Below are 24,146 nucleotides of genomic sequence, written 5' to 3'. Positions count from 1 at the left end.
ATGAGCACAAGAAGAGATTTTATAAAGCAAAGCAGCATTGTAGGCCTAGCAAGTGTTGTAAATCCATTGGAAACCTTAGCAACTATTCCACTACAGAAAACAACTAATGAAAAAACCAAATGGGCAGATGGCTCACGGTTGGTGGTTTCCGTTTCTATGCAGTTCGAAGCTGGCAATCAGCCCAATACTGCCGATAGTCCCTTTCCAAAAATTAAAGATGGATACAAAGATTTACCCGCAAATACTTGGTTTCAGTATGGTTATAAAGAAGGCATTCCGAGAATGTTAGACAACTGGGACAAACTGAGCATAAAAGTTACATCGCACATGGTGGGAGCAGCTGTGTTAAATAAACCAGATTTGGCCAAAGAAATTGTAAGCCGTGGGCATGAGGCAGCTGCACATGGTATGAACTGGAATGACTCCTACAATTTGCCTTATGAGGAAGAAAAAAAATACATTAAAGATGGTGTTGATGCTGTAAAAAATATTACTGGCGTAACGCCAATCGGTTACAATGCAAACTGGCTCCGAAGAGGCGAAAACACATTAAACATTTTGCAGGAATTAGGTTTTAAATATCACATTGATGATTTAAGCCGTGATGAACCTTTTATTATTCAAGTAAAAAACAAAGATTTTGCAGTAGTGCCTTATACATTACGCTGTAACGATATTTTATTAATTGAAGGAAAAGGCTTTTCAATTGATCAGTTTTTTAACCAAGTAAAAGCCGAATTTGACCAATTATATGAAGAGAGTGAAACCAAACGCAGACAACTTTCCATTAGCTTTCATGATAGAATTGGCGGAACGCCTCAAATGGTGAAAACTGCTTATGACTTAATAAAATATATGCAATCGCATAAAGGTGTTTCTTTTAAACGTAAAGACGAAATTGCAGAACTGGTGTTAAATGACAAAACAACTATCAGAGAGTAAAAAACAAATGCTAAAAATTGGCATCTTTAATGATTGTAAAAATGGTTAGCCACCAATCGGTAGCCGTTGCATAACTACCATTTTTTAAAAATAATCATTAAAAAAGATAAAACAGGACCTCTTTAGAAGCAATTTTAGAGAGGTTCGTTTTTTGTTAATTTACTTTCCCATTTTCTTGCAAAATCATTGAGAGCTGCTTGAGTCGCTTGTTTTGTTGGGACGGTGTAAATATGCTTCATATCGGCAGAAAATTCTTTTTTGTCCTTCCAAAACACATGTTTATAGGTGTTTATGATTTGGTGTACGACACAGATTTGGGTTTGAGATTCAGAAAAAACAGAACGGATAGTCTGTGTAAATCTGTTTAAATTATTGGTGAATATCCTCCACACCACGAGCTTTTAAATCTGTAAGAACACTCATTTTTAAATTATTTTTCTTATACAGTTTCTTTAAATAAAAACCACTCATTGCTGAGTGGTAAGACTATTTTAAATAAAAGAAAATACTTTTTCTATTACTTAATACAAAGATAGTTTTTTTAGACTATTTTTCATCTTTTCCAATTACTAATCCTAATTGAAACATAGTTTTTACACCATATTTCTTTTTTATTGCTTGTATTTCTTTTTCAATAGTAGATTTTCCGGCTATTTTGAAATCAGGGTGTTTTTTGAATTGCTTTGCTATTTCAGTTTGGTCATGTCCTTCTTTTAAAAGCTGTATGATGTATTCTTGTCTATTTATCATTCTAATTGAATTTATTCGGTATTGTAAAAATATTATTTTTTTATGTGATCAAGATATTGATTATTAATTAAATTTGTTGAAAATTAAATTCAATGAAATTAAAATCTACTCTGTTTTTATTATCAACCACTTTTATTTCAATCTTTTCTTTTTCTCAGACAATACAAGAAAATGATTATACTTTAAACTACGTGGATAATAAAGTTCAAATCAATTTCAACAAAGGAGTTTCTCTTAAAGCTTTTGATAATAAATCTCAAATGCAAAAAAGAATTGCTCAAGTCTCAAATTCTAATTCTTTTGTCCTTGATAGTCTTCAACCGGCACAAATTATTAAATTAGAATATTCCCTTAATGATGGTACTACTAAAACTAATTATATTGCTGCAAAGTCAGCCTCTACGGGAACAATTAACGTTTATTTCAATCATACTGTAGATAATTCTAAAGCTCAATATCAAAATGCCGTAAATCTTGCTGATACCTTAGATGACAAATTAATAGATTATATCAACGCTTGTCAAAGTACACTAGATATTGCAATTTACAATTCTTATTCTCCGAGTTCTACTTCTGGCATTGCAGGTGCTATTAACAATGCTTATGCTCGTGGTGTCCAAGTCAGAGTAGTTTATGATGGTAGTACTTCTAGTGCAATGATACCTTTGTTAAATCCTGGTATTAATACTTTACCTAGTCCTACAAGTTCTAGTTATGGCATTATGCACAATAAATTTGTAATCTTTGATGCCGATAGTTCAGACCCTAATATCCCTTGGTTGTGGACAGGCTCAACCAATTGGACTGCTGTTCAAATTGATGGTCCTGATAGAAACAACGTTATTGCAATTCAAGACCAAGCTCTTGCTCAAGCTTACAAAATCGAGTTTGAAGAAATGTGGGGTTCTAATACGTTGACTCCAAATACTACCGTTTCTAAATTTGGGCCTTATAAGACAGATAATACTCCACATTCTTTTGTAATTGGTGGTAGAGTAGTCAATTCTTATTTTAGCCCTTCTGATGGTGTGACAGCTAAAATAGTTAACGTAATCAACTCAGCCAATACAGATATAGAAATCGCAGATATGCTCATCACAAGAGACGATATCCGAGATGCTTTAATCAACAAATATAACACTGGTATTACTGCTATTAATGCAGTTTTCGATAGCCAAAATCCTTCTGGTAACGACTTTACAGCACTTCAAACAGCTATTGGGACTACCAAAGTCGTTAAATATACTGGTGCGGGTATTTTACACCATAAATTTATGTTGGTTGATAATTTCAATGCAGCCTCAGACCCTCAAGTCCTTACCGGTTCTCACAACTGGTCATCTTCTGCAGAAACAAAAAATGATGAAAACACTTTAATTGTTCACGATAAAAACGTAGCAAACCAATATTTCCAAGCATTCGCTTACCTATACAACTTTGCAGGAGGAGTATTGAATGCATCTGATTTTGCAATTTCTAATAATGAAATCTTACTTTATCCTAATCCTACGGATGGTATTGCATTCTTTAAGGCAAATCCAATGTTAAATAATGCGTACGGTAATTATACCATCTATAATGTGATAGGTACTAAAATAGCTGAGAAACAATTTAGAAATTTAGGTAATACTCAAATAGACCTAACTGCTTATCCAAAAGGATTATATTTCATTAACCTAACTGTAGCTGGAAAAGTTTACCAAGCTAAAATTATTAAAAAATAATAAAAATTGACTAAAAAGGAACAGTCTCAAAAATACAAGATTTAGGTTGAGATTCTTCTTAAAGAAAATTTTTGTATTCGAATACAAAAAACAATAAAAAAGCTATACTCGATACTTTTGAGATAGCCTTTTTTTATATTATCAATTAAAAATATGTGTTAATAGTTGGCTAAAGTGTTAATCTTAAAATAATGATTTTTCTTTCTAGAATTCTAATCATATTAAAAACTATTAATATCGTTATAAAGCTCATATTTTTCAATAATCTGATTTTTATGTCATTAAAAATAATGAGCACTTTTATTTAATAATAATGAAAGATATTATTAATGCTCTGTTTAATTTAGGTTTAAGAATAATTTAAGATATGTTAAAAATGTGTTAAAATTAATTAAGGGGTAATTAGGATACTTTTGAGCAAAAAAGAAAATGCGAAAAAGAACACAACAGATTATTTTCTTAACAACTCTTGGTTTTGTGGGCATTTCACCGTTACAAGCTCAGTCTAAAAAAGCAAAATTAGATACTGTAAAAAGTATCGATGAGGTGGTGGTAACAGCACTAGGAATTAAGAGACAAGACAAGTCTTTGGGGTATGTTGCAGAAAAAGTTACTTCTGAAGAGTTTGAAAAAACTCAAAATAATAACTGGGCGCAAGCATTAGAAGGAAAAGTGTCGGGTTTGAAGATTCAAACGGCTGGAGCTGGTCCACTTGGAAGTGCTAAAATTACTTTAAGAGGTAGTATTTCTATGAATTTAGATAATAATGAAGCTCTTATTGTTGTGGATGGGGTTCCTTTAGGAGGAACAAATACAGGAACAGGAAATGCAGCTTATGGAGCGGGAACAGGAGGGGACTTGCCAGTAGATTATGGTAATAATTTTAACAGTATTAATCCCGATGATATTGAATCTGTAACTGTTCTAAAAGGAGCTACAGCATCAGCCTTGTATGGGTCTAGAGGTGCTAATGGAGCGATTATGATTACTACTAAATCTGGAAAATCTAAATCAGGAAAAATAAGAGTTACTTTTAATTCATCTACAAGTTTTGATACTGTTTTAAAATGGCCAGATTGGCAGTATGAATACGGACAAGGTACTTTAACTAAAAATACAGCAGGACAATTTTATTATTCTTATGGAGCTTCTCCAGATGGAGTTAGCACAGGTGGTACAAGTAGTGCTTTTGGACCAAAATTTGACGGACAATACTATTTTCAATATGATCCTTCAGTAGAAGGCCAAAGTCTTACAAGACAATTATGGAGACCATATAAAAACAATGTGAAAGATTTTTGGGGTGTAGGAACTACTTTTTCTAATACTATAGGTATAGAAAGTTCTAATGATAAAACATCATTTCGTACTTCTTTGTCATATGTGAAAAATAATTGGATGATGCCTAATACAGGTTTTGATAGATTTAATTATGCTTTATCTTTCGATCATAAATTGAGTTCTAAACTAAGAATTGTGACCAAGTTTGCTTATAATTATACAAAGAGCGATAATTTGCCGGCTACAGGTTACAACAATCAGTCTATTTCTTATTTTATGATTTTTCAAAATCCAAATGTTGATTTGGCATGGTATAAACCTATTTGGAAGAAAGATAAATATCAAATAGACCAAATACATCCTTTTAGTTCTTATATAGACAATCCTTATCTTATTGCATACCAAATGCTGAACGGAGTTGACAAAAAATTCATTACAGGAAATTTAACTGCAACTTACAGTTTTAATAAGAATTTTGATGTTATGCTAAGGTCTGGAATTGAAATAACCAATGAAGAAAGAACAACCAAAAGACCTTACAGCTCTGCTAATTATTTACAAGGATATTATCGTGAGCAGTACATCAAAAATTCAGAATACAATACCGATGTACTTTTTACTTTCAAAAATAATTATGGTAAAATTAATGTGAGTGCTTCAGCTGGTGGAAATATAAGAGCTAATGAATATGTACTGAATGATTATAGGGCAACAGGTCTTAAGGTGCCTGGTGTTTATCAACTCACCAATGCTATTTCGCTACTTTCTAAAATCGCTCAGCCAAAAGATAAAGAAACAAATAGTTTGTATGGTTTAGCTACTTTCAATTATGATAATCTTTGGTTTGTAGATGTTACTGCTAGAAATGATTGGAGCAGTACTTTGCCAAAAGAAAATCGTTCTTATTTCTATCCTTCAGTTTCTACATCATTCATTCTTTCGGATATTCTGAAATTTAAATCAAATAAATTTAATTTTTGGAAACTAAGAGCGTCTTGGTCACAAGTGGGAAATGATACTGATCCTTATAGTTTGGTTCAATTTTATAATACTAGTGATTTTACTGGTTCTGCCGAAATTTTTTCAAATTATCAAAATCCAAATTTAAGACCTGAGATGAATTCTAATATTGAAGCAGGTATGGATTTTAGCTTTTTCAAAAACCGATTAACTTATAATGTTACGGTGTATCAAAATAATACAAAAGACCAAATTATAGACGTTCCATCTCTTATAGAGACCGGTTATACAACAAGGACTATTAATTCTGGTGAAGTGAGAAATAGGGGTGTTGAAATGACTCTAAATGCATATCCTGTAAAAAATAAAAATTTCTCATGGAATGTATCTGCTAATTGGTCTTTAAATAGAAATAAAATTCTTTCTCTCCCACAAGAATTTAAAGGGGAACCTTATACCATGGGAAGCGTTGGAGGTGTGGTTTTCTTTAATGCTATAGTTGGAGGTTCTTTGGGAGATATGTATGGATACAAACTGCAATATGCACCAGACGGACAAGTTATATATGGTTCAGACGGACTTACGGCTAAATCTACGCAAATAGAATATATTGGAAACGCTTATGCAAAATGGAGAGGTGGATTACAAAATACTTTTAAGTATAAAAACTTTTCTCTGAGTTTTTCTTTTGATGGGCAATACGGAGGTTTAGTTTATTCTCAGTCTCACCATAAAATGTCAGAGCAAGGTAAATTAACCAATACTTTAATGGGAAGAGATAATCCTAGCGGAACAATAATAGGACAGGGGGTTGTTCAAAATTCTGATGGGAGTTTTTCGCCTAATACAAAGGCGGTAACTCTGTCTTCTTACTATGCGGATTATTATAGAAGAGCAAATATAGAAACCAATTCATTTGATTCTTCATATCTTAAATTAAGAGAAGCCAATATCACATATTTCTTTCCTAAACAAGTTGTTCAGTCACTTAAAATGTCCGATTTAAGTGTTTCTTTATTTGGACGAAATCTTTGGATGTGGACTAAGTTTCCTCTTTTTGATCCAGAAGCAGCAACGCTTAACGATTCCTCGATAACTCCAGGAATAGAAATGGGGCAACTTCCTACTGCCCGTACTGTAGGAATTCAACTCAATGCTAAATTCTAATATCAACATGAAAAATAAATTTATTAAAGTATTAAGTGTATTGACGATGGTTTTTGTGATTTCGTCATGTGATAGAACTTTTGAAGAAATTAATACCGATACAAGTAAAATTACCAATCCTACACCTGGTAGTTTGTTAGCTCCTGTGCAATACAATATGGCTTCTAATGCCTATCTGAGAGCTAATGATTTTACATTTGATATTATGCAAGTGGCGGTAGATTTCCCCGGAGAAGGTAATAATATAGGTAGATATTACATTACAGAAAGTACAGGAAACTCTTATTGGAATACTTCTTATAAATGGTTGAAACAAGTAAAACAAATGTATGATTTAGCTGTTCAGCAGAACAATAAAAATTATCAGGCAATCGCATTGGTAATGAATGCATGGATGTATGCTAACCTCACAGATACATACGGAGATATTCCTTTCTCTGAGGCGTCTAAAATTGAAGAAGGGATTACGCAACCTAAGTTTGATAAGCAGAAAGATATCTATGTAAAGCTTTTAGATGATTTAAAAACGGCAAATTCATTATTTGTAACTTCTTCTCTTTTGTCAGACCAAGACTTGTTTTACAATGCTAATAATGATACAAATGGAGTGCTCAATTGGAAAAAATTTTGTAATTCTCTTTCTTTAAGGTTGTTAACTAGGATTCTGAAAAGGAATGGTGATGTAGATGTTTATTCTAGAATTCAAGAAATTGTTAATAATCCTACTGTCTTTCCAATCTTTCAGAGTAATACAGAAAGTACTACTCTTGGTGTTACAGGGGTAGCTCCACTGTTACCTCCTATTGCTAGACCTCAGGATTTTACTACAAGTAGAGCCGCAGGTGAATTTTTTGTAGAAACTTTGAAGGCTAATAATGACCCTAGACAGTCTTTGTTTTTCTCTCAGGCTAAAAATTTGAGTAATAATCAAAATATAGGTTACAAAGGTGTTCCTGTGGGTTTTGCAAGCGGAACTACATTCAGTTATCAGCCTTCTAATATGAATCAGAATTTAGCCAAAGCACCTGCGAAAATTTTAATTTTTCCTTACGCAGAGTTACAATTTATACTTTCTGAGTTGGCATTTAAAGGAATTATTAACGGTAGTGCACAAACATATTATGAGAATGGAGTGAAAGCAGCCATCGAACAATGGAATGCTACTCTTCCTGCTAATTATTTTTCAAATACTAGTGTTATGTACAATGGTACTTTAGAAAGAATTATGCTTCAAAAATATGTAGCTCTTTTCTTTGTTGACCAACAGCAATGGTATGAAAAAAGAAGAACAGGCTATCCTGTATTGCCAAACAATGGAGGTTTACTAAATGATGGTAAAATGCCTCAAAGATTAATGTATCCTACACAACCCAAAATTTTGAATGAAGAAAACTATCAGGCCGCTGTTCAATCTATGGGCGGGGATAATATCAATGTGATTAACTGGTGGAATCAATAATTATTAAATATTAAAAAAATGAAAATACAACTTATAATTTTTTCGTTTATTTCAACTTTTGCTTTTGCTCAGCAAACAGCAACAGGTTATGTCTTTGAAGACGTAAATAGAAACGGAATTAAAGATAAAAAAGAGAAAGGAATTGCTCATATTTCAGTTTCTAACGGAGTTGAAGTGGTACAAACGGAGGCCGATGGTAAATATACACTGCCAGTGCAAGACGATAATATCATTTTTGTAATTAAGCCTTCACAATATATGACGCAGAAAAATGCTTCTCAGTTACCGCAGTTTTTCTATAATCATAAACCCAATGGTTCTCCTAAAGATTTTAAATATGCTGGAGTAAAACCTTCAGGTGAACTTCCTAAAGAAATTAATTTTCCTCTTTATCCTCAAAAAGAAGATGCTAATTTTCAAATTTTGGTTTTTGGAGATCCTCAACCTTATGATTTAAAGGAAATGGATTATTTCAAAAGAGGTATTATTAATGAAGTTAAAAATAATAAGAAAAATGCAGTTTTTGGGATTAGTCTAGGAGATTTAGTAGGCGATAACTTAAACCTGCATCCTGCTTATATAGATGCTGTGAAAGAAATGGGATTGCCATGGTACAACGTTATGGGAAATCACGATATGAACTACGAAGCCAAAGATGATAAACTTTCAGATGAAACTTTTGAAGCTAATTTCGGTCCGAATAATTATGCTTTCAACTATGGAAATGTTCATTTTATTATTTTAGATGATATTCTTTATCCAGATCCTAGAGATGGAAAAAGCTATTGGGGTGGTTTTAGAAAAGAACAATTGGATTTTGTGGAAAATGATCTAAAACATGTAAACCCAAATCAGTTAATTGTATTGTCTTTTCATATTCAATTAACACCAGAAAATGAAAATGACGACCATTTTAGAATGGAAGACAGGCAAAGGCTGTTCAGTATTTTGAAGCCTTTTCAGAATGTTTTGATGATGTCAGCACATACCCATAAGCAAAGTCAGTTTTTTTACAGTAAAAAAGAAGGTTGGGATGGGATGAAGCCTATTCACGAATTCAATGCAGGAACAACTTCTGGTGACTGGTATTCTGGTACGGCTGATGAAATAGGTGTTCCTAAATCTGTAATGAGAGATGGTACTTATAGAGGCTACTCTTTTATTAATTTTAAAGATAATGATTATGAAATTACTTATAAAGTTGCTGGTAAATCAGAAGATTATCAGATTAATCTTTGGATTCCTAAAGTAATCCCTTTTAAATCTAAAAATTCAGCAAGAATTGTTGCTAATTTTTTTATGGGTAGTAAGAATGATGAGTTAGAATATAGAATAGATGGTGGTGAATGGAAAAAAATGGATTATACTGAATCTATTGACCCTGAGTTTACAGACAGTGTTTTAAAATGGGATACTACCAATGAGTTGTTTGTTGGAAGAAGACCTAATAATCCAGAAAATTCGAGACATATTTGGACAGCTCCTTTCTCTAAAAAATTAGATTTAGGGAAGCATGAAGTGGAGGTAAGAGTTAAAGACCTTTATGGAAAAGTTTATACCGCAAAATCTAGCTTTGAAGTGAAAAATACTAAAGCTATTCAATAAAAATGAGCTAATATAAATCTTAAAGCTGCTTCAATTTCGAGGCAGCTTTTTAATTAAATAAACTTTCTGCAAATTTCTTATTTCTATAGAATTTTATGTTTAATTAATATTATAATAAGATTTCTTTAGTTTATATTTGCTCTAGTTTCAATATTAATAAGTTAACAAGTGTTAGATGAATTGAAATTTTTATTAATTATTTCACTTTATGATTAAGGAATTTTCATATAAACGTTTTGGGAATATATCTTTTTCAAAAGAATCTTTAGATGAAGATTTTTGGAATTCTATTGAAAATGACATAAAAATATTGTTTTTTCCAAGAGGCTCAATTGTACAAGTTGATTTTCAGGAATTTATGTTGGATGTAGATTCGTTGTTATTTGTTAATCCTAAAGTAGTAATAAAGCCATGTGAAGCCATAGAAGCTACTCTAATGCATTTTAATAGAGATTTTTATTGTATTGAAATTCATGATCATGAAGTAGCCTGTGATGGAATATTGTATAATAACGTTTTTGAAATTCCTTTTATTTCTTTAAATGATAGTCAATCTCAAGAGATTAAAAATATTATTAATGAAATAAAAAATGAAATGAAAAGTGAAGATTCTAGTACTGAAGAAATGCTGAGAATTTTGTTGAAATTAATTATTTTAAAATCTACTAGAATTTGGAAAAAACAACATTATTTAGAAAATGATGACTTGCAAACAGAAGTTAATTTTTTAAGAAAATTTAGTTTGTTAGTAGAACGACATTATAAAACTCATCATAAAGTGTCCGATTATGCTGATATGCTATTTATGACCCCAAAAAATTTAGGTAAAAAAATTAGTCTTATCAGTAAGAAAACACCTAATGATATAATTAAAGATAGACTTATTTTAGAAAGTAAACGGCTTTTGTTTTATACAAGCATGTCAGTGAAAGAAATTGCCTATAACTTAAATTATGACGATGATGCATACTTTGTTCGCTTTTTTACTAAAAATGCTGGTTTGTCGCCGGCCTCATTTAGAAAAAATTCTAAAATTTGATAAATTAATTATAAAGCATAGCTATAAGCTGTGCTTTTATTTTTATATCACTAGGAAAAAAGTACAATACAAAGAGAAAAGTGTCCATTGATACCTTTATTTTTTTAGCTCAATTTTGCCATATCAAAATATTATTAACAATTTAAAATTTAAAAATTATGAACAAGTTTACAGTAAAAGACGGAACAGAAATTTATTTCAAAGATTTAGGAACCGGTCAACCCATTTTTTTTCATCATGGCTGGCCTTTAACATCTGATGATTGGGATGCTCAAATGATGTTTTTCTTAGAAAAAGGATTTAGAGTAATTGCACATGATAGAAGAGGGCATGGAAGATCTACTCAAACTTTTAAAGGGAATGATATGGATACCTATGCAGCAGATGTAGCAGAGTTAGTAGAATTCTTAGACTTAAAAAATACAATTCATATTGGACATTCTACAGGTGGAGGAGAGGCAATAAGATATGCTGCAAAGTTTGGTAAAGACCGAGTGGCTAAAGTTGTTTTAGTTAGTGCAATTACACCTTATATGATTCAAAATGAAAATAATCCAGATGGTGTTCCTTTGGCAGTTTTTGATGATATTCGATTTAATACAAAGCATCATAGAGCTCAGTTTTATCAAGATATAACTTTCCCATTTTTTGGATATAATAGGGAAGGAGCTGATGTTAAAAAAGGAATTCAAGATAACTGGTGGAGACAAGGAATGATGGGAGGAATAAAAGCTCAGTATGATTGTATAAAAGTTTTTTCAGAAACAGATTTTACAGATGACCTTAAAACTGTAGATATTCCAGTATTAGTATTACATGGCGATGATGACCAAATTGTACCTTATGCTACAACAGCGGTAAAAGCTGCGGAATTATTAAAAAATGGTAAACTTATAATTTATCCAGGATTTCCTCATGGAATGCCAACTACAGAAGCAGAGACTATTAATAAAGATATTCTTGAATTTATCAGTTCTTAAGAATACAGAATGTAATTAACTTATTTTAATAATCAATGAATATAGAAGCTAATTCGCTTAGAGTTAGCTTTTTTCGTTTGTGATTATTGTAAACTAAACTTATTATTTCTAAAAACGATGAGCTCTATTTTAATTTATTATATCGTATAATTAGAAATAACTAAACTTAAAATAAAGTCAACTAATTTTTGTTCAGCATTTTTTCTATCAATAAGTCTATTTTTATATTCGTATGAATTTAATATTTGAATTAATTTTTTGTACGTCTCTAAATGATTTCTTTTAATTTTAAATCTGGAATTACCTTCTTTTGTTTTGATGATATTGTTATCTATAGTCCTGATTTTAAATAATGCAAATTCTAAAGAGGCTTGGGGATGTTTTGATTTTTTATGTCTTTCTACAATATTTATTTTAAAAAAGTCAAAAATAATATTGTGAAAAACAATGTTCGAGCCTCGTTTTTGTGTGTTGAGTTCAATTTTGAAATTCATGGTTTATTGTTTTATTAATGATTAAAATTACAAAATAATTATTAACTATTAATAAGTTATTAATTTTGAATTTACATTTTTGTTTACAATCCAGCGCTAAATAAAACTTTAGATTTTCTTAAAAAATAAAACAACAATAAATAAATTGTAACTTGCAAAATAAAACAATTCATCACAAATCCAAATTATTTTAAATGAAAATCAGCTTTATTCAGACCTCATTTTTTGGTTTATTATTAATGATATTACCATTAAATGTATTTTCACAATCAACAGATTATACCATCGAAGAGGTAAAGTTTGACAGTCAAGGTGTCTCTCTTGCAGGTTCAATTTTGATACCCGAAAAACCATTTGCAGCAGTTGTAATTGTTCATGGTTCAGACCCTGTGAAAAGAGAAATGGAGTTTGCAAAACGATTAGCGAAAGAAGGAATTGCTGTATTGACGTATGATAAACGTGGTGTTGGAGAATCTGGTGGCGTATATGTTGGTCCATCTGTTGGTACTAATAATATAGACTCTGTCAACCTTAATTTATTATCTAGCGACGCAAGCGAAGCTGTGAAAACTTTGCAAACTTATTTGAAAGACAAGAAAACACAAATTGGATTAGTTGGTTTCAGTCAAGCAGGATGGATAATTCCAATTGCTGCAAGTAAAAATCCACAAATTCAATTTATGGTTTTATTTAGTTGTCCTACAATTACAACTTTAGAACAACTTCGATTTCAATTTTATACAAATGGAAATGATAAATTTTGGGACAATCATACAGATGCAGATGCTCGCGAACATACAAAAAATGACCCCGATAAATATCAATTTGTGGCAACTGACCCAAAAATTTCTTTGAATGCCATTTCAATTCCTGGTCTATGGCTCTTTGGAGAGAAGGATATACAAATCCCTGTAAAATTGTGTATAGAGCAATTAAATGCTTTTAAAGCTCAAGGCAAACCTTTTGAATATACCTTGTTTCCAACTTTAGGACATAATACTTCCTCTCTTGATATTACAACACCTTTTGACGTCTCAATACAATGGATAAAACATAAAACAATATACAATAGAAATCGTAAAAATTGATTTCGTTTATATTAAAAAACAAACAAGCCTCTTTTAAATGAGTTTTTTTTGCATAAATTAAGATATCTGATATTGATAAGATTCTATTCTCTAGACATCAATTAAAATAATGATTGGCTTTCTAAATTTGTGAGGTTTTGGGCGGTGAGTTCTGGATTGTAGTTTGGGTATAGAAAGTCTTCTACTGGGATATCATCTAACCAACGGTATTGTATATCTTGATGCAAAAGGATTGGCATACGGTGTTTGGTGTTGTGGATTTCTGCCATCAATGGGTTGGCTTCCGTGGTTCCTATGGTGCAGGTAAGGATTTCTTCATCAGTAGCTGGATTGTGCCAAACATTGTAAATACCGCCAATGGCAAAGATATCTTGGTCTTTAATTTTTATGAGATAATTGTCTTTTCTTTTTCCTTTGTCATCCAACCATTTCCATTCATGGAAAGCATTGACTAAAATAAGGCAACGGTTATTGGTGTAGTTTTTATAGGTTGGCTTCTGGTGTACTTCTTCCATTCTTGCATTCAGGGTTTTCTTAGCGAATTCGCTGTCCTTAGCCCAAGAGGGGAGAAAACCCCATTGCGCTGCAACGATACGGTCTGTATCGTGGTCTAAAATCACTGGTATTTTTGGATTTGCAAAACCATTGATTTTGTCGTCTCTGGTATAATCATTTCCAATGTATTCTGCCTGATAGGCTTGTTCCAGTTCTTTTGGAGTGGATTTAATTCTTACGTAGTTGCACATGATGGTGAAATAATGGTTTAATCAAAAATAGGAATTTTTTAATTAATGAAATTTGAGATTATGGAATTGTTAGGAATATTAGATGTTAAGTTTAAAAATTTTTTACCTCAACCCTAAAGGGAGTAAAATTATTTTGAAGTTTTGGGAATAAACACCCCGTCATTCCGATTCTCGGAATACCAGTCCTCTGAAAGATGGGAACTGATATTGGGTTATTTTGCTTTGACTTTGATGATTTGGTGGAGGTCTGTGGTATAACGAGGAGAAAGATTTTTTTGATTCATCTTCCAAGTTCTTTGTACGTCCATGGAGCCGAGTTTTATTTTGTCTGCTCCTAATCTTTTGTTCATTACATCTATCACTTTCATAATTGGTTGGTGTTTGGCATGTAAATCTTCATCAAATAAAGAAGTCAAGCGCTCTGTTACCGGAACAAATTCTGTGACCATTACACCTGCTTTTTTATACTGGAAATAGGGCAGGTAAATTCTCTCCAGTCCTTGAAGTGCTGCCTTTGAAATCTCAATAGCGGAATTGGAAGGATTGGCTAATGTGATGGTAATGGAATTGCTGTACTGCTTTAAATCCTGTTTATAGCGGTCTGTCATGATGAAAACCGTTACGTATCTGCAACATGATTTTTGAGCTCTCAGCTTCTCGGAGCATTTATAGGCGAATGTAGAAACTCTTTCTTTTAAGGTTTCTAAATCGTCTGTACGTTTGTCAAAAGTTCTGGTGGTTGCAATTCCTTTTTTGGGTTTTGGAACGGAAAGGTCGTATTGTGGAATTCCACGTAATTCTCTATGCATTCTTAAACCAAGGATACCCATTTCTTTTTGGACGAAAGCTTCTGGAAGTTGGGTAAAATCCCAAGCTGTTTTGATACCACGAGCTGAAAACCTTTCGAAATATCTTCTGCCAATACCCCAAACATCTTCCAAAGGGAACCATTGGAGCGCTTTTTCAATCTTTTTTGGGGTGTCTATAATATAGACGCTTTTTGTTTTTTCAGGGAATTTTTTTGCTATTTTATTGGCCACCTTTGCCAATGTTTTGGTGGGTGCAATCCCAATACTTGTAGGTATATCTAAACCTCTGAAAACTTTTTCCCTAAGCTCTAAACAATGTTGGTATAAATCTACATGGTTATAACCATGGAAGTCTAGGAATGATTCGTCTACACTGTACACTTCAATGTCTTTGCAATATCTTCTGCAAATATTAACAATTCTATTTGAGATATCTCCATACAGTATGAAATTGGCAGAAAAAACGGTGAGACCTGCTTCTTTTTCTAGGTGTTTTATTTGGAAATAGGGTTGCCCCATTGTAATTCCCAAAGCTTTGGCTTCATTGGAACGTGCAATGGCGCACCCATCATTATTCGAAAGAACTACAACGGGTTTGTTTCGCAAGTCTGGTCGAAAAACTCTTTCGCAACTCGCATAGAAATTATTGCCATCTATTAAGCCGAACATTATTTTCTTAGTTTATGTAGATTCCAAGTGGAAACGCCCCAAAGTTCGAAGTCCGTATCTTCATTGATGTCCATATCCGCATAATCAGGATTTTCTGACTTGAGTTTTATTTTTTCTAATCTTAGAGAATTTTCTTTGTATTTAGGTTTGTACCTCTTTACATAAAATTCACCCTGGTAAAAAACTACGACAATGTCATTTTCGCGTGGAAATAGACCTTTCTGAACGATAAGAATATCACCATCAAAAACGCCTATACCAATGAGAGAATCCCCAGTAACACGAGCAAAGAAAGTGGTTTCTTTGTCTTTTATTAAGAGTTTTAACAGGTCTATAGTGTCTTCGGGGAAGTCTAAAGCAGGACTTTCAAAACTGCCGTAACCACCAGCTTTTACCTTGGCTGGAAGAACAGGAATTGTGATGTTTTCATCGTTTTCGAGTTTGAAAAGTTCTATTTTGGATTTCATTTTTCAAAGGTATAAAATAATGCAAAATGAATGGGGGAGTGTGGAAAAGTTTTGGTGGAAACAATTTTCTTTTCCCCAACCCTAAAGGGAGGAAAATTGTTTAACTATCATTGAAATTAGCGAAATGAAACAAACAAATAACTGGCTATAGGAATACTTGGACTAGAGACGGTTTTTGTGCAGGTGAATGAGGTAATTATGAAAAATTATTGTTAGAAGTTCTTGATTTAGTGGATTAAGGGATTTGAAAAATATTTATATTCGTGTTTTAATACCTCAACTAGAATGGAAGGAATTCTGGAATTGTTTAAAGAGTATTTGGCGAATGAGCCTCGGAATGTATCATCGTACTTGAATGATTGCATGGATTTATTGCATGGATTTGCACAGGAGAAAGGAATAGAATTTGATGGTTATTTTCAGGAGCGTTGGGAAGATAGTGCCAATACCATCATAGATTTTGATGAGGATTATTTTGAGAACAGGGATAGGAAAAATTTGTATGTTTTTCTTTCTGCGCTTTATGATGATGAGGTGTTTGAATATTTGAAAAGTGCTTATGAAATAGCAAAATTGGAAGCTCCTACAAAAGAATGGGTGAAGCTGCAAGTGGATTTATTGATTGCTAAGGGGGTGCGGTTTTGAATAAAAAAACAACTGAGTATATCAGTTGGCTGAGGTACAGTGTGCAGCCGAACTGGTCACTCTGTACAACAAAGATAGCAAATAATATTTTCCATAAAATAAAAAAGCTCAACAGTTACCTGTTAAGCTCTGGAGAATTTAACTTAATATTGAGTTTAGAAATATTATCACAACGGAGAGCGCGTTGTGAATTGGATTGAAAAAAATACAATAAAGTAGGGACGAAGCTCAAACTTTTTGTCCTTTGAGAAATTCGTTTGTATAATATGTCTTTACTATGAACGACAAAGGTGTTGGTTGATGGTTGAAGTTCCTGATTTAGTGGATTGAGAGAGCGTAAATATATATATATTGATTTAATACTTAAAGTTATAATATTTCTAGACGACTCAATAATAATTAAAAAATGAGCTGATTAATGAGATTAATCGGCTCATAAAAATTATTTTTTATAGTTTTCTTCAATGTAATCAATAATTTTCTTTTCTGAGTTGAATATGGTTGAGCCTTTGCCTCTTTCAATTATTTCAAATGTGTCTTTTTTGTCAAATGAAAAAATTACTTTTGATTTTCTACTACCTATTTGTGTAATAATAGATTTACCATATTCCTGTTTGTATTCAATTATTGTAGAAATATCTAAATCTGCAAGTTTTCTCTGTAATAGTAGTGTTCTTAACTCATAAGCTTTTACACTATACTTAGAAGCATTTAATAAGTAAATCATTTTATAGTTGTTATCTAACCAAACATAGCCCGATTGATAATATAGTAGGTCTGGATTCGAAATGAAATATTTTCTCCAATCCGATACATTAGTTTTATTTGACTTTATTACGTTTTTGAGATTTGTTTTAGGAGCAATATTTAGATCTGAAGAATCAAAAAGGGTTTTTAAAGTACCAATGGATTTTGCGAATTTTTCATTGTCGCTTTCTCTGAATAATCTTTTCCAACTGGTATCTCTATGATTATCATCAGAGATAAAATGAAAATTCGTTGCGTGGATTAAGTAATCATTTATTGATAACATTGCTGTTCTGAAAAGTTGATTTCCAAAATCAATAGAACCTTTTTCACTGAAATACATATTGTATTTTGCATAGTAATCTTTTAAGCTTTCAAAGAATTGTAAATCTTGTGTAGTATCCCACTCCAAAGAAGTATTTGACTTATATTCATCCCATATTCCTGAGAATTTTAGCATTACAAGTATATGACCATTTAGATATGGATCTAATTCTATTTTTTGAATTAATTGAGACCATTCTTTAGACTTAGAAAGGAGAATTATCTTAATTTTTTCCTCTATTACTTGATCTTTGTAGAAACCTGAAATTTCCGAATTTAAGAATTGAGAATAGATGTCTCCAGTATAGTTGCGAAATATAGTGGATAATCCAACCAAACTAGTATTAAGATCTTTATAGTTGTTGTAAAAATTAGAAACCGTTGAAAGATTGGAGATTAGCCTTGTCATTTTTAGCAATTCTGAACTTGCATTATCACGCTCTTTTAGTAATGGTAGAAAATGAACGATAGAGTAAACTTTTAGTCTGTCGGTAGCCGAAAGTGTATAAACGCCATTATATACACTCGTATCGAGAAGATCTTCAACGTCTAAGTATGGATTATTTTGGTCGAAATATTCAATATAAGAACTATCTGATTTTATTAAGAAATCCAAAATATCAATGTAGTTTACTAATGATTCTTCATCCAGAAGTTTACTTTCGATGAATTGGTAGAATGTAGGGAGTATTTTTTTTGCCTCAAATTTATTACGTATCTGTTCAAAATCTTCCGGGTCAACTGCTGCTTTATTTGTTAAGGCTATGTATGAAAGAAGATTAAGTAGTTTGTTGTCAAATATATTGGTGTTAATGTCTCTTTTATTCCAAAAGTAATCTGACCAAACTGTATCTATTTTTGTAATGAAGTATTTATACATATCAAATTTTGAGACACCTTCAGAATGTTCATAATTATATATGTGTTTTTCATTAAACTTACTTTCTTTGATTAATTTACTTAATTCAGCTTTCAAATTTTCAAAACTAGTTAGAGAAACCCCACGAGCATTCATTTTTATATATAGGTCGTCTGACATTCCTAGTTTTTCTATGTCAAGAAAGTTGAATACAATAGGTGTTTTGTCATTACTAGTTAAGTCCGCTAACAGAATATCTGCTTTCTTAAATTTTTCATGGATTAGATCTAATACATTTAAGCATGAAAAGATAGTATTATCAGTGATCCATTTTGATAAGAACCAACTTTGATTTTTTATGTAGGTTGATAATATAAACTCAGGATCATCAAATTTCTCTTTATCAAAGTCTAATTCTAATAATTTTCTAAAAAAATCCTTGGATGTTTGTCTAATTTGATACGTAAACTTTGATAGCGTTGGTGAAGTAAGCTTCAGATCATCTTCTTTAAATGAAAGATACCAATGAAGCAGAAAAAGTGTTGTTAGACGTTGTTGACCATCTAGAGGATAAAAAATATCATTCTGAATATAGCCATAAACAAAATCTAATTCTAGTGGATATTCTTCTTCTTTTTTTGAGTTTTCTATCGCAACTTTAAGGTCTGAAATAAATTGATTTCTAATTTCTAAAGACTTAGGATTTGAACGACCTTGCGCATAATCACGCTGTATCATTGGGATAACTACACCAAATTTTATTGAATGATCGGGAATGTTATTAGTGAGTAAATTCCATAATGTTGTTCTCATACTAGTTTTTGAATTTTTCTAAAGTTAATTGTAGTTTTTCTAGGTAATCAAGTTTGTCTTTTACGGTCCAGTAGAAGAAATTATCTGGTTCTTTGGTATTGTATTTTAGGAATACCCTTTTTGTTTCTAATGGTATGTATGCTCCTTCTTTATCTAAGTCAATAATTTTAGAACGCTTAACATCGAATAAGGAATAGCTTAAGTAAGAATTAGAATCTCTGTCTAATAATGCAAGGTTTACAATGGAATCTCTTTCTGATAAGAAATTAATTTTATTTTGTTCTGTGACAAGTTCTTCATCAAATGAATCTCCCAAAACATCGGATTCATCTTCTAATGCTTCTTGTAGTTTTTCAAGTTCTAAAAGAGACTCCGAATCCAGTTCTTCTAAACCTTGGGAATAAAGTTTTTCAGATGATGAAACTAAACTCACAAAATCGATATTATCAAATTTACCGTCAAAGTCCTCAAAGTGTTTTATTTGATGTCTCATTTCTTTGATAAGATCATTTGCCTCTTTGGATTTGAATTTCTTTTCAATTGCTGCTAAGTTTTCGCGTAACCAATTGATATAATCTTTTTCTTTGAAGTCTTCTGAATTTTGAGCATAGACATGTTCTAAACTCCATATCTTATCTTTATAAGAATTGAATGGGAATCTAGTTGTGTTATCTGGAACCTTGTATGTGCTGTGAATATTGAATAGTAAAAGTAAGTTAGATATTAGTTTGGAATCGGGACCATATCGTAAGGATGTGATATCAATCCCTTCAAACATGTCATAGACAGACTCTTTAATGTAACTATTGAACTCCTGTGTTGTTGCAGATAAGAATTTGTTTTTAATGTCAACAATAGAAAAGTTTTGAAGAATTAAAAATCCAATAAAATGATAATAGAAAGGATCGGCATACCATTCTTCGAAAACTTCAATAACTGATTTTATATTATCCCATTCCTCCTCGATTAATGAATAATTTTTGGCAGAAAGTTCTTTTATTAATTCTGTATTTTGTTTCTTCTCTTTAATTTTTGAATAAAAATATCTAAAGGAAGCATAGTCATTTGTTTGAGAACTTTGGTCAGAAAGTAGTTCTAGAATATAGTCTATACGTGTTTCGTATGATTTTTTGGATTGTAATATGAAATACCAAAATTTATCATTTCTTAATTTTTTTTCTAATTCATCCCATTCGAAGGCGATTCTATTTTGGATTAAATTTAGGACTTCGGAATCTCTTTCTGAAAAACCTAGCTTCATATTTTCCTTACTTAAAAAAACAGCTTTAACTAGCTCTGCGTTTGTTAATGCAATTTTGCCAACATTTATCCTTGTAAAGACATCTACCGCAATGGTATTTTCAAGAATTTCATACCAAATAAATTCAACTGAATTTCCAAAGGCCGTTTGCAAATCGCTTGCAATGGAGGGTTTTTCTTCAATCTGATTTGTAAGCCATTCATCAATCAAAATATAGGCTTGACTAATATAATAATAGTCAGGATTTGAATCATTTATTTCTTTTGAGATTGTTTGTAAGTATGTTTCACTATCAGGTCTTGTTTGGTATGAAAGCGAATAAGTCTTGAGTAGTGTATTGTACTTCTTAATACAGTTTAATAAAATGAAAATTGTTGTTAGCCTTTGTTGACCATCTAGGACTTCATATTTGCCATCAGTCATTTTTTTTACGACTATTGGTTGAAGACAGTATTTATCTCCTTTAGTAATGTATATAAAATCGTATAGATCGTCTAAAAGATCCATTATTTGATCTTTGTCCCATCTGTAACCTCTTTGGTATGCGGGAATATAAAAGTTGTATAGTGGATTACCTTCTGATTGTTTCAGTAAATCACCAACAAGTATAGGTTCTAAAGTATTTTCTAGAAATTCTGTGGTATTCATATTCTACGTTATGAGTTTTTCTTTATCGTTAAATAATTACTAGTTTAAACCAGCTCCATTTATAACATCTGAGCCTTTGAGCATTAAGTAAGACATGTTGCTTGCTACTGCAAGTTGGTGGGCATAGTCTGCTTTTGCTTTTACAACTACATCATCTATCATGTTATCTCCTTTTACTTCGATAATTGTATAAGAGCCATCTTCTAGTTGTACTAAGAAATCTGGGTAGTAGCTTCTCACGGTATTCGAAACAGGATCAATGTAATTGATTACGAAATCTGATTGACCATGTGTTAGCATTCCAGTAAACCATACTTTTTTGATTTTATCGTCGTTTAGTAGTGTCCAAAATAGATGATTTTCAGGATTACTGTCGAAGCAATAGTTGTCCAGATGGAATGATTTGTCTTTGAATGACGAAAATTTAGGATCGTCGAGTGATGCTATTAGATTGACTTTAGCATTAATATAATAAAAATCTTTGTCCTTTGGTTCTTTTACCAATTCTACTTCAACTTCGTCTGTTTTTTCAAAGGATTCTAACTCGTATAGCTCGTTGAAAAGTCTTGGAATTATCCAGTCATAAAGCAATTCGTTGAACTCATTTATTTTTTCCAAAATAATTGGTAAGCCTTCCTTCTGAATCTTTAAGGATAGATTTGATTTTTAGAGGGCTTAGATTTAGATATCTCGATATTTCAGCACATAGTGTAAGTTCAGAAAATTCTCTTTTGTCTTTGAAATTTGAAAAATCTTTGTCTCGTGAAATTTTCTTTGACATGTCATGAATACTTCTGTGCGAACCAATTATTTTGTATTGTTCATAATCTACTTCGTCAAAATTGAATTGTACTTTTTCGGATATTGTCTTGTCCTTAAGTTGGTGTAATTTTCTTACTTTTTTGAATCTAATTTTTACCGGCGGTGGTACAATTCTGACTTCTACCAATTCTTTGTCTTTACCAGATTTCGTAAGGTCATCAACTGACATTTTGAAGTTTTCTTGAAGTTCCGCATCTAGTATTTTGATATTCTCGTCTGATAAGAATACTAAACCAGTTTGTTGTTTTGGATCAATAGAACGGAGACAACGCATCGTTGCTTGTAGTATGAATACTTTAGATTTTGGTTCGCGATGTAATGCAACGCCGAAAAGTGAACGACAGTTCCAACCTTCTTTTCCTTTATTAACTAAGAGAATGAATTGTTTTTCGGACTGTGGCGTATCTAGTAGTTTGAATTCTCTGATATCATCGTTTGATGTTACGGAAGTATCTCCAACATTTACTAAGATTTTAGAGGTTGGAATATTTAATTCCGAAAGAACTTGTTCTATAGCAGGTCGCAATTCTGATTGAATTTCGTCGATTGTAGAACCGAAGAATGCCAATTTAGGAAGCATACCTTCAAATCTTTTTGTTCCGTATTTTTCCCAAAACTCAGTGATTACTAATCTTACAAATGCAAGGGTTTTATCTTTTATGTTTTCAAAACCTTGGATGTCAACCTTCTTTAGATATTGATTGTTTATTGCCTCTCTAAGGCCATAAGAGTATACAACTTCGGGAAGGAGGCGACTGCCAACATAAGGCGTACCTGTGTAATTGTAACAACCTACTACTGCTGTACCTGCTTCTTTTAAGTTTTCTGCAAGTTCGTTAATTGTTACACGAAGGGAAGTTGCTGATTTTTTAAGCCCAAAGTCTTGAGCTAAGGCATTACCAAAAACGTGGTGTGCTTCGTCAACGTATATCCCTAGTTGTTTTAATCTAGTAAGCTTTGCAAATCTTTGATTAGTAATTAGCTCCGCATCAGTGTCTATTTCAAAACCGTAAAGATCCTCATAATCTTTGTTTAAAGATTTGGCTTTATAAGTTGTGCTGGTATCTGAAAATAATTCTTGAGAAGGCGTTTTAGCTTTGTGTTGCTTCTTAAGAATAATCTTTTGGGTGTTTGAAATGATGATGTTGTACTTTGAATTTTCTATCGTGTTCAGTGCATCACCGCTTTCGTCTAAGAAATGGAATTTTAGATTGATATCTAACCAGTTTACATATTCAGGAGGGATAATTAGAGCTTTATCAAAAGTTTCAATTTCTTTTAGGGATTGTAAAACTGTTTTGTCTGGTGCGAAAACCAATGCGTTATGACAGTATTTTTCATCCTTTGGATATTTGTTAGCTAAGAGAAATTCGTAAAAGATGGAAGTTGCCATTAGAACGGTCTTACCAAGCCCCATTGTTAAAGCAAAAATATAGTTGGGATATATTTGCTGGAACGATTTAATCTGATTGAAAACTTCATTAAATGTAGCAATATCATCTCCATTAAACGCTTCACTTGCACCGAAAAGTGTCATTTGACCTGCAGATGTGATACCCGTAGTGGAACGGTTTTCAAAATTATTTTTCTTACTGAACCAATCTTCGAAAATTTCGAACAAATATTTGTTGTTGCAGTATTCTTTTAAGAAAATGTACATTTCTAAGGCTTCGAACTGCGGTAAACGTAGATAGGCCGTAGGATTATCTGGGTTGTTGAATGCCAAAAATTTTCTCGATAAAGGGGTGAAAGAAGAATAGATTTTCTTCTTTTCCTCCTTTAAAAATAATTGTAGATACTCGTAAAATGGAAAGTCTATTTGTTGAGCTGCTTTTTTCTTTGCCATT

The 24,146-nt window shown here is 31.9% G+C and carries 18 protein-coding genes and 1 pseudogene; 9 read left to right on the top strand and 10 right to left on the bottom strand.

The features are described from left to right. Positions 1-942, top strand: coding sequence for a polysaccharide deacetylase family protein (locus QM746_RS11490; RefSeq protein WP_414984353.1), 942 nt, complete (start codon positions 1-3; stop codon positions 940-942). 158 nt (positions 943-1,100) lie between these two features. Here QM746_RS11490 and QM746_RS11485 read toward each other — a convergent pair. Together QM746_RS11485 and QM746_RS11480 are read right to left on the bottom strand one after the other, a co-directional pair. Beyond that, positions 1,101-1,365: pseudogene (locus tag QM746_RS11485) on the bottom strand (transposase); the annotation flags it as partial. A 123-nt stretch (positions 1,366-1,488) separates the two neighbouring features. After that, on the bottom strand, positions 1,489-1,692 hold the full coding sequence (locus QM746_RS11480; protein WP_414984352.1) for a hypothetical protein: 204 nt from the start codon (positions 1,690-1,692) through the stop codon (positions 1,489-1,491). A gap of 92 nt (positions 1,693-1,784) precedes the next feature. Here QM746_RS11480 and QM746_RS11475 point away from each other — a divergent pair, with 92 nt between their 5' ends. The 6 genes from QM746_RS11475 (at position 1,785) to QM746_RS11450 (ending at position 11,907) form a co-directional block, all read left to right on the top strand. Beyond that, the gene (locus QM746_RS11475) at positions 1,785-3,416 is read left to right on the top strand and encodes a phospholipase D-like domain-containing protein (protein WP_414984351.1); all 1,632 of its coding nucleotides are present in this window, start codon (positions 1,785-1,787) and stop codon (positions 3,414-3,416) included. 429 nt (positions 3,417-3,845) lie between these two features. Then, positions 3,846-6,824: a SusC/RagA family TonB-linked outer membrane protein gene (locus QM746_RS11470; RefSeq protein ID WP_414984350.1), complete on the top strand. Its 2,979-nt coding sequence runs from the start codon at positions 3,846-3,848 to the stop codon at positions 6,822-6,824. Between the two features lie 7 nt (positions 6,825-6,831). Further along, positions 6,832-8,283, top strand: coding sequence for a SusD/RagB family nutrient-binding outer membrane lipoprotein (locus QM746_RS11465; RefSeq protein ID WP_414984349.1), 1,452 nt, complete (start codon positions 6,832-6,834; stop codon positions 8,281-8,283). 18 nt (positions 8,284-8,301) lie between these two features. Continuing rightward, positions 8,302-9,888, top strand: a complete 1,587-nt coding sequence (locus QM746_RS11460) for a calcineurin-like phosphoesterase C-terminal domain-containing protein (protein ID WP_414984348.1) — start codon at positions 8,302-8,304, stop codon at positions 9,886-9,888. Between the two features lie 208 nt (positions 9,889-10,096). Beyond that, positions 10,097-10,927, top strand: coding sequence for a helix-turn-helix domain-containing protein (locus tag QM746_RS11455; protein ID WP_414984347.1), 831 nt, complete (start codon positions 10,097-10,099; stop codon positions 10,925-10,927). Between the two features lie 158 nt (positions 10,928-11,085). Beyond that, positions 11,086-11,907: an alpha/beta fold hydrolase gene (locus QM746_RS11450; protein ID WP_414984346.1), complete on the top strand. Its 822-nt coding sequence runs from the start codon at positions 11,086-11,088 to the stop codon at positions 11,905-11,907. 137 nt (positions 11,908-12,044) lie between these two features. On the opposite strand, the gene QM746_RS11445 is transcribed toward QM746_RS11450, so the two are convergent. Beyond that, positions 12,045-12,401, bottom strand: a complete 357-nt coding sequence (locus QM746_RS11445; protein WP_414984345.1) for a prevent-host-death protein — start codon at positions 12,399-12,401, stop codon at positions 12,045-12,047. A 194-nt stretch (positions 12,402-12,595) separates the two neighbouring features. Between QM746_RS11445 and QM746_RS11440 the strand changes: the two genes are divergently transcribed. Then, positions 12,596-13,489: an alpha/beta hydrolase family protein gene (locus tag QM746_RS11440; RefSeq protein WP_414984344.1), complete on the top strand. Its 894-nt coding sequence runs from the start codon at positions 12,596-12,598 to the stop codon at positions 13,487-13,489. A gap of 101 nt (positions 13,490-13,590) precedes the next feature. Here the strand turns inward: QM746_RS11440 and QM746_RS11435 are convergent, their stop codons facing one another. The 3 genes from QM746_RS11435 to QM746_RS11425 all read right to left on the bottom strand — a co-directional run bounded on the left by QM746_RS11435 (position 13,591) and on the right by QM746_RS11425 (position 16,180). Beyond that, the gene (locus QM746_RS11435; RefSeq protein WP_414984343.1) at positions 13,591-14,235 is read right to left on the bottom strand and encodes an SOS response-associated peptidase; all 645 of its coding nucleotides are present in this window, start codon (positions 14,233-14,235) and stop codon (positions 13,591-13,593) included. A gap of 212 nt (positions 14,236-14,447) precedes the next feature. Beyond that, a complete protein-coding gene (locus QM746_RS11430) occupies positions 14,448-15,713 on the bottom strand; it encodes a Y-family DNA polymerase (protein ID WP_414984342.1) in 1,266 nt (421 codons plus the stop codon). Continuing rightward, the gene (locus QM746_RS11425) at positions 15,713-16,180 is read right to left on the bottom strand and encodes a LexA family protein (protein WP_414984341.1); all 468 of its coding nucleotides are present in this window, start codon (positions 16,178-16,180) and stop codon (positions 15,713-15,715) included. Before QM746_RS11425 ends, QM746_RS11430 begins: the two co-directional genes overlap by 1 nt. 285 nt (positions 16,181-16,465) lie before the next feature. On the opposite strand from QM746_RS11425, the gene QM746_RS11420 reads away from it, so the two are divergent. Next, positions 16,466-16,825 (top strand): hypothetical protein, encoded by a 360-nt coding sequence (locus QM746_RS11420; protein WP_414984340.1) that lies wholly within the window; start codon positions 16,466-16,468, stop codon positions 16,823-16,825. 442 nt (positions 16,826-17,267) lie between these two features. Here the strand turns inward: QM746_RS11420 and QM746_RS11415 are convergent, their stop codons facing one another. From QM746_RS11415 to QM746_RS11400, 4 genes are read right to left on the bottom strand one after another with little or no spacing between them, the layout of a single operon-like run. Further along, positions 17,268-19,568: a DUF262 domain-containing protein gene (locus QM746_RS11415; protein ID WP_414984339.1), complete on the bottom strand. Its 2,301-nt coding sequence runs from the start codon at positions 19,566-19,568 to the stop codon at positions 17,268-17,270. A gap of 1 nt (position 19,569) precedes the next feature. Next, positions 19,570-21,477 (bottom strand): DUF262 domain-containing protein, encoded by a 1,908-nt coding sequence (locus QM746_RS11410; protein ID WP_414984338.1) that lies wholly within the window; start codon positions 21,475-21,477, stop codon positions 19,570-19,572. A 39-nt stretch (positions 21,478-21,516) separates the two neighbouring features. After that, positions 21,517-22,095 (bottom strand): Tn7 transposase TnsA N-terminal domain-containing protein, encoded by a 579-nt coding sequence (locus QM746_RS11405; RefSeq protein ID WP_414984337.1) that lies wholly within the window; start codon positions 22,093-22,095, stop codon positions 21,517-21,519. Then, the gene (locus tag QM746_RS11400; protein ID WP_414984336.1) at positions 22,079-24,145 is read right to left on the bottom strand and encodes a DEAD/DEAH box helicase; all 2,067 of its coding nucleotides are present in this window, start codon (positions 24,143-24,145) and stop codon (positions 22,079-22,081) included. The genes QM746_RS11405 and QM746_RS11400 overlap by 17 nt, the downstream gene beginning before the upstream one ends. Between the last annotated feature and the right edge of the window lies 1 nt (position 24,146).

Origin of the sequence: Cloacibacterium sp., from assembly GCF_047601505.1 — a bacterium.
In the GTDB taxonomy this organism is placed as follows: domain Bacteria; phylum Bacteroidota; class Bacteroidia; order Flavobacteriales; family Weeksellaceae; genus Cloacibacterium.
Note: the sequence above shows the minus strand (reverse complement) of the source record. Positions and strands in the feature narration are given on the sequence as shown.

Coding starts and splice junctions, on each gene's coding strand:
- QM746_RS11490 (WP_414984353.1), top strand. CDS start 1: ATGAGCACAAGAAGAGATTTTATAAAGCAAAGCAGCATTGTAGGCCTA.
- QM746_RS11480 (WP_414984352.1), bottom strand. CDS start 1,692: ATGATAAATAGACAAGAATACATCATACAGCTTTTAAAAGAAGGACAT.
- QM746_RS11475 (WP_414984351.1), top strand. CDS start 1,785: ATGAAATTAAAATCTACTCTGTTTTTATTATCAACCACTTTTATTTCA.
- QM746_RS11470 (WP_414984350.1), top strand. CDS start 3,846: ATGCGAAAAAGAACACAACAGATTATTTTCTTAACAACTCTTGGTTTT.
- QM746_RS11465 (WP_414984349.1), top strand. CDS start 6,832: ATGAAAAATAAATTTATTAAAGTATTAAGTGTATTGACGATGGTTTTT.
- QM746_RS11460 (WP_414984348.1), top strand. CDS start 8,302: ATGAAAATACAACTTATAATTTTTTCGTTTATTTCAACTTTTGCTTTT.
- QM746_RS11455 (WP_414984347.1), top strand. CDS start 10,097: ATGATTAAGGAATTTTCATATAAACGTTTTGGGAATATATCTTTTTCA.
- QM746_RS11450 (WP_414984346.1), top strand. CDS start 11,086: ATGAACAAGTTTACAGTAAAAGACGGAACAGAAATTTATTTCAAAGAT.
- QM746_RS11445 (WP_414984345.1), bottom strand. CDS start 12,401: ATGAATTTCAAAATTGAACTCAACACACAAAAACGAGGCTCGAACATT.
- QM746_RS11440 (WP_414984344.1), top strand. CDS start 12,596: ATGAAAATCAGCTTTATTCAGACCTCATTTTTTGGTTTATTATTAATG.
- QM746_RS11435 (WP_414984343.1), bottom strand. CDS start 14,235: ATGTGCAACTACGTAAGAATTAAATCCACTCCAAAAGAACTGGAACAA.
- QM746_RS11430 (WP_414984342.1), bottom strand. CDS start 15,713: ATGTTCGGCTTAATAGATGGCAATAATTTCTATGCGAGTTGCGAAAGA.
- QM746_RS11425 (WP_414984341.1), bottom strand. CDS start 16,180: ATGAAATCCAAAATAGAACTTTTCAAACTCGAAAACGATGAAAACATC.
- QM746_RS11420 (WP_414984340.1), top strand. CDS start 16,466: ATGGAAGGAATTCTGGAATTGTTTAAAGAGTATTTGGCGAATGAGCCT.
- QM746_RS11415 (WP_414984339.1), bottom strand. CDS start 19,568: ATGAGAACAACATTATGGAATTTACTCACTAATAACATTCCCGATCAT.
- QM746_RS11410 (WP_414984338.1), bottom strand. CDS start 21,477: ATGAATACCACAGAATTTCTAGAAAATACTTTAGAACCTATACTTGTT.
- QM746_RS11400 (WP_414984336.1), bottom strand. CDS start 24,145: ATGGCAAAGAAAAAAGCAGCTCAACAAATAGACTTTCCATTTTACGAG.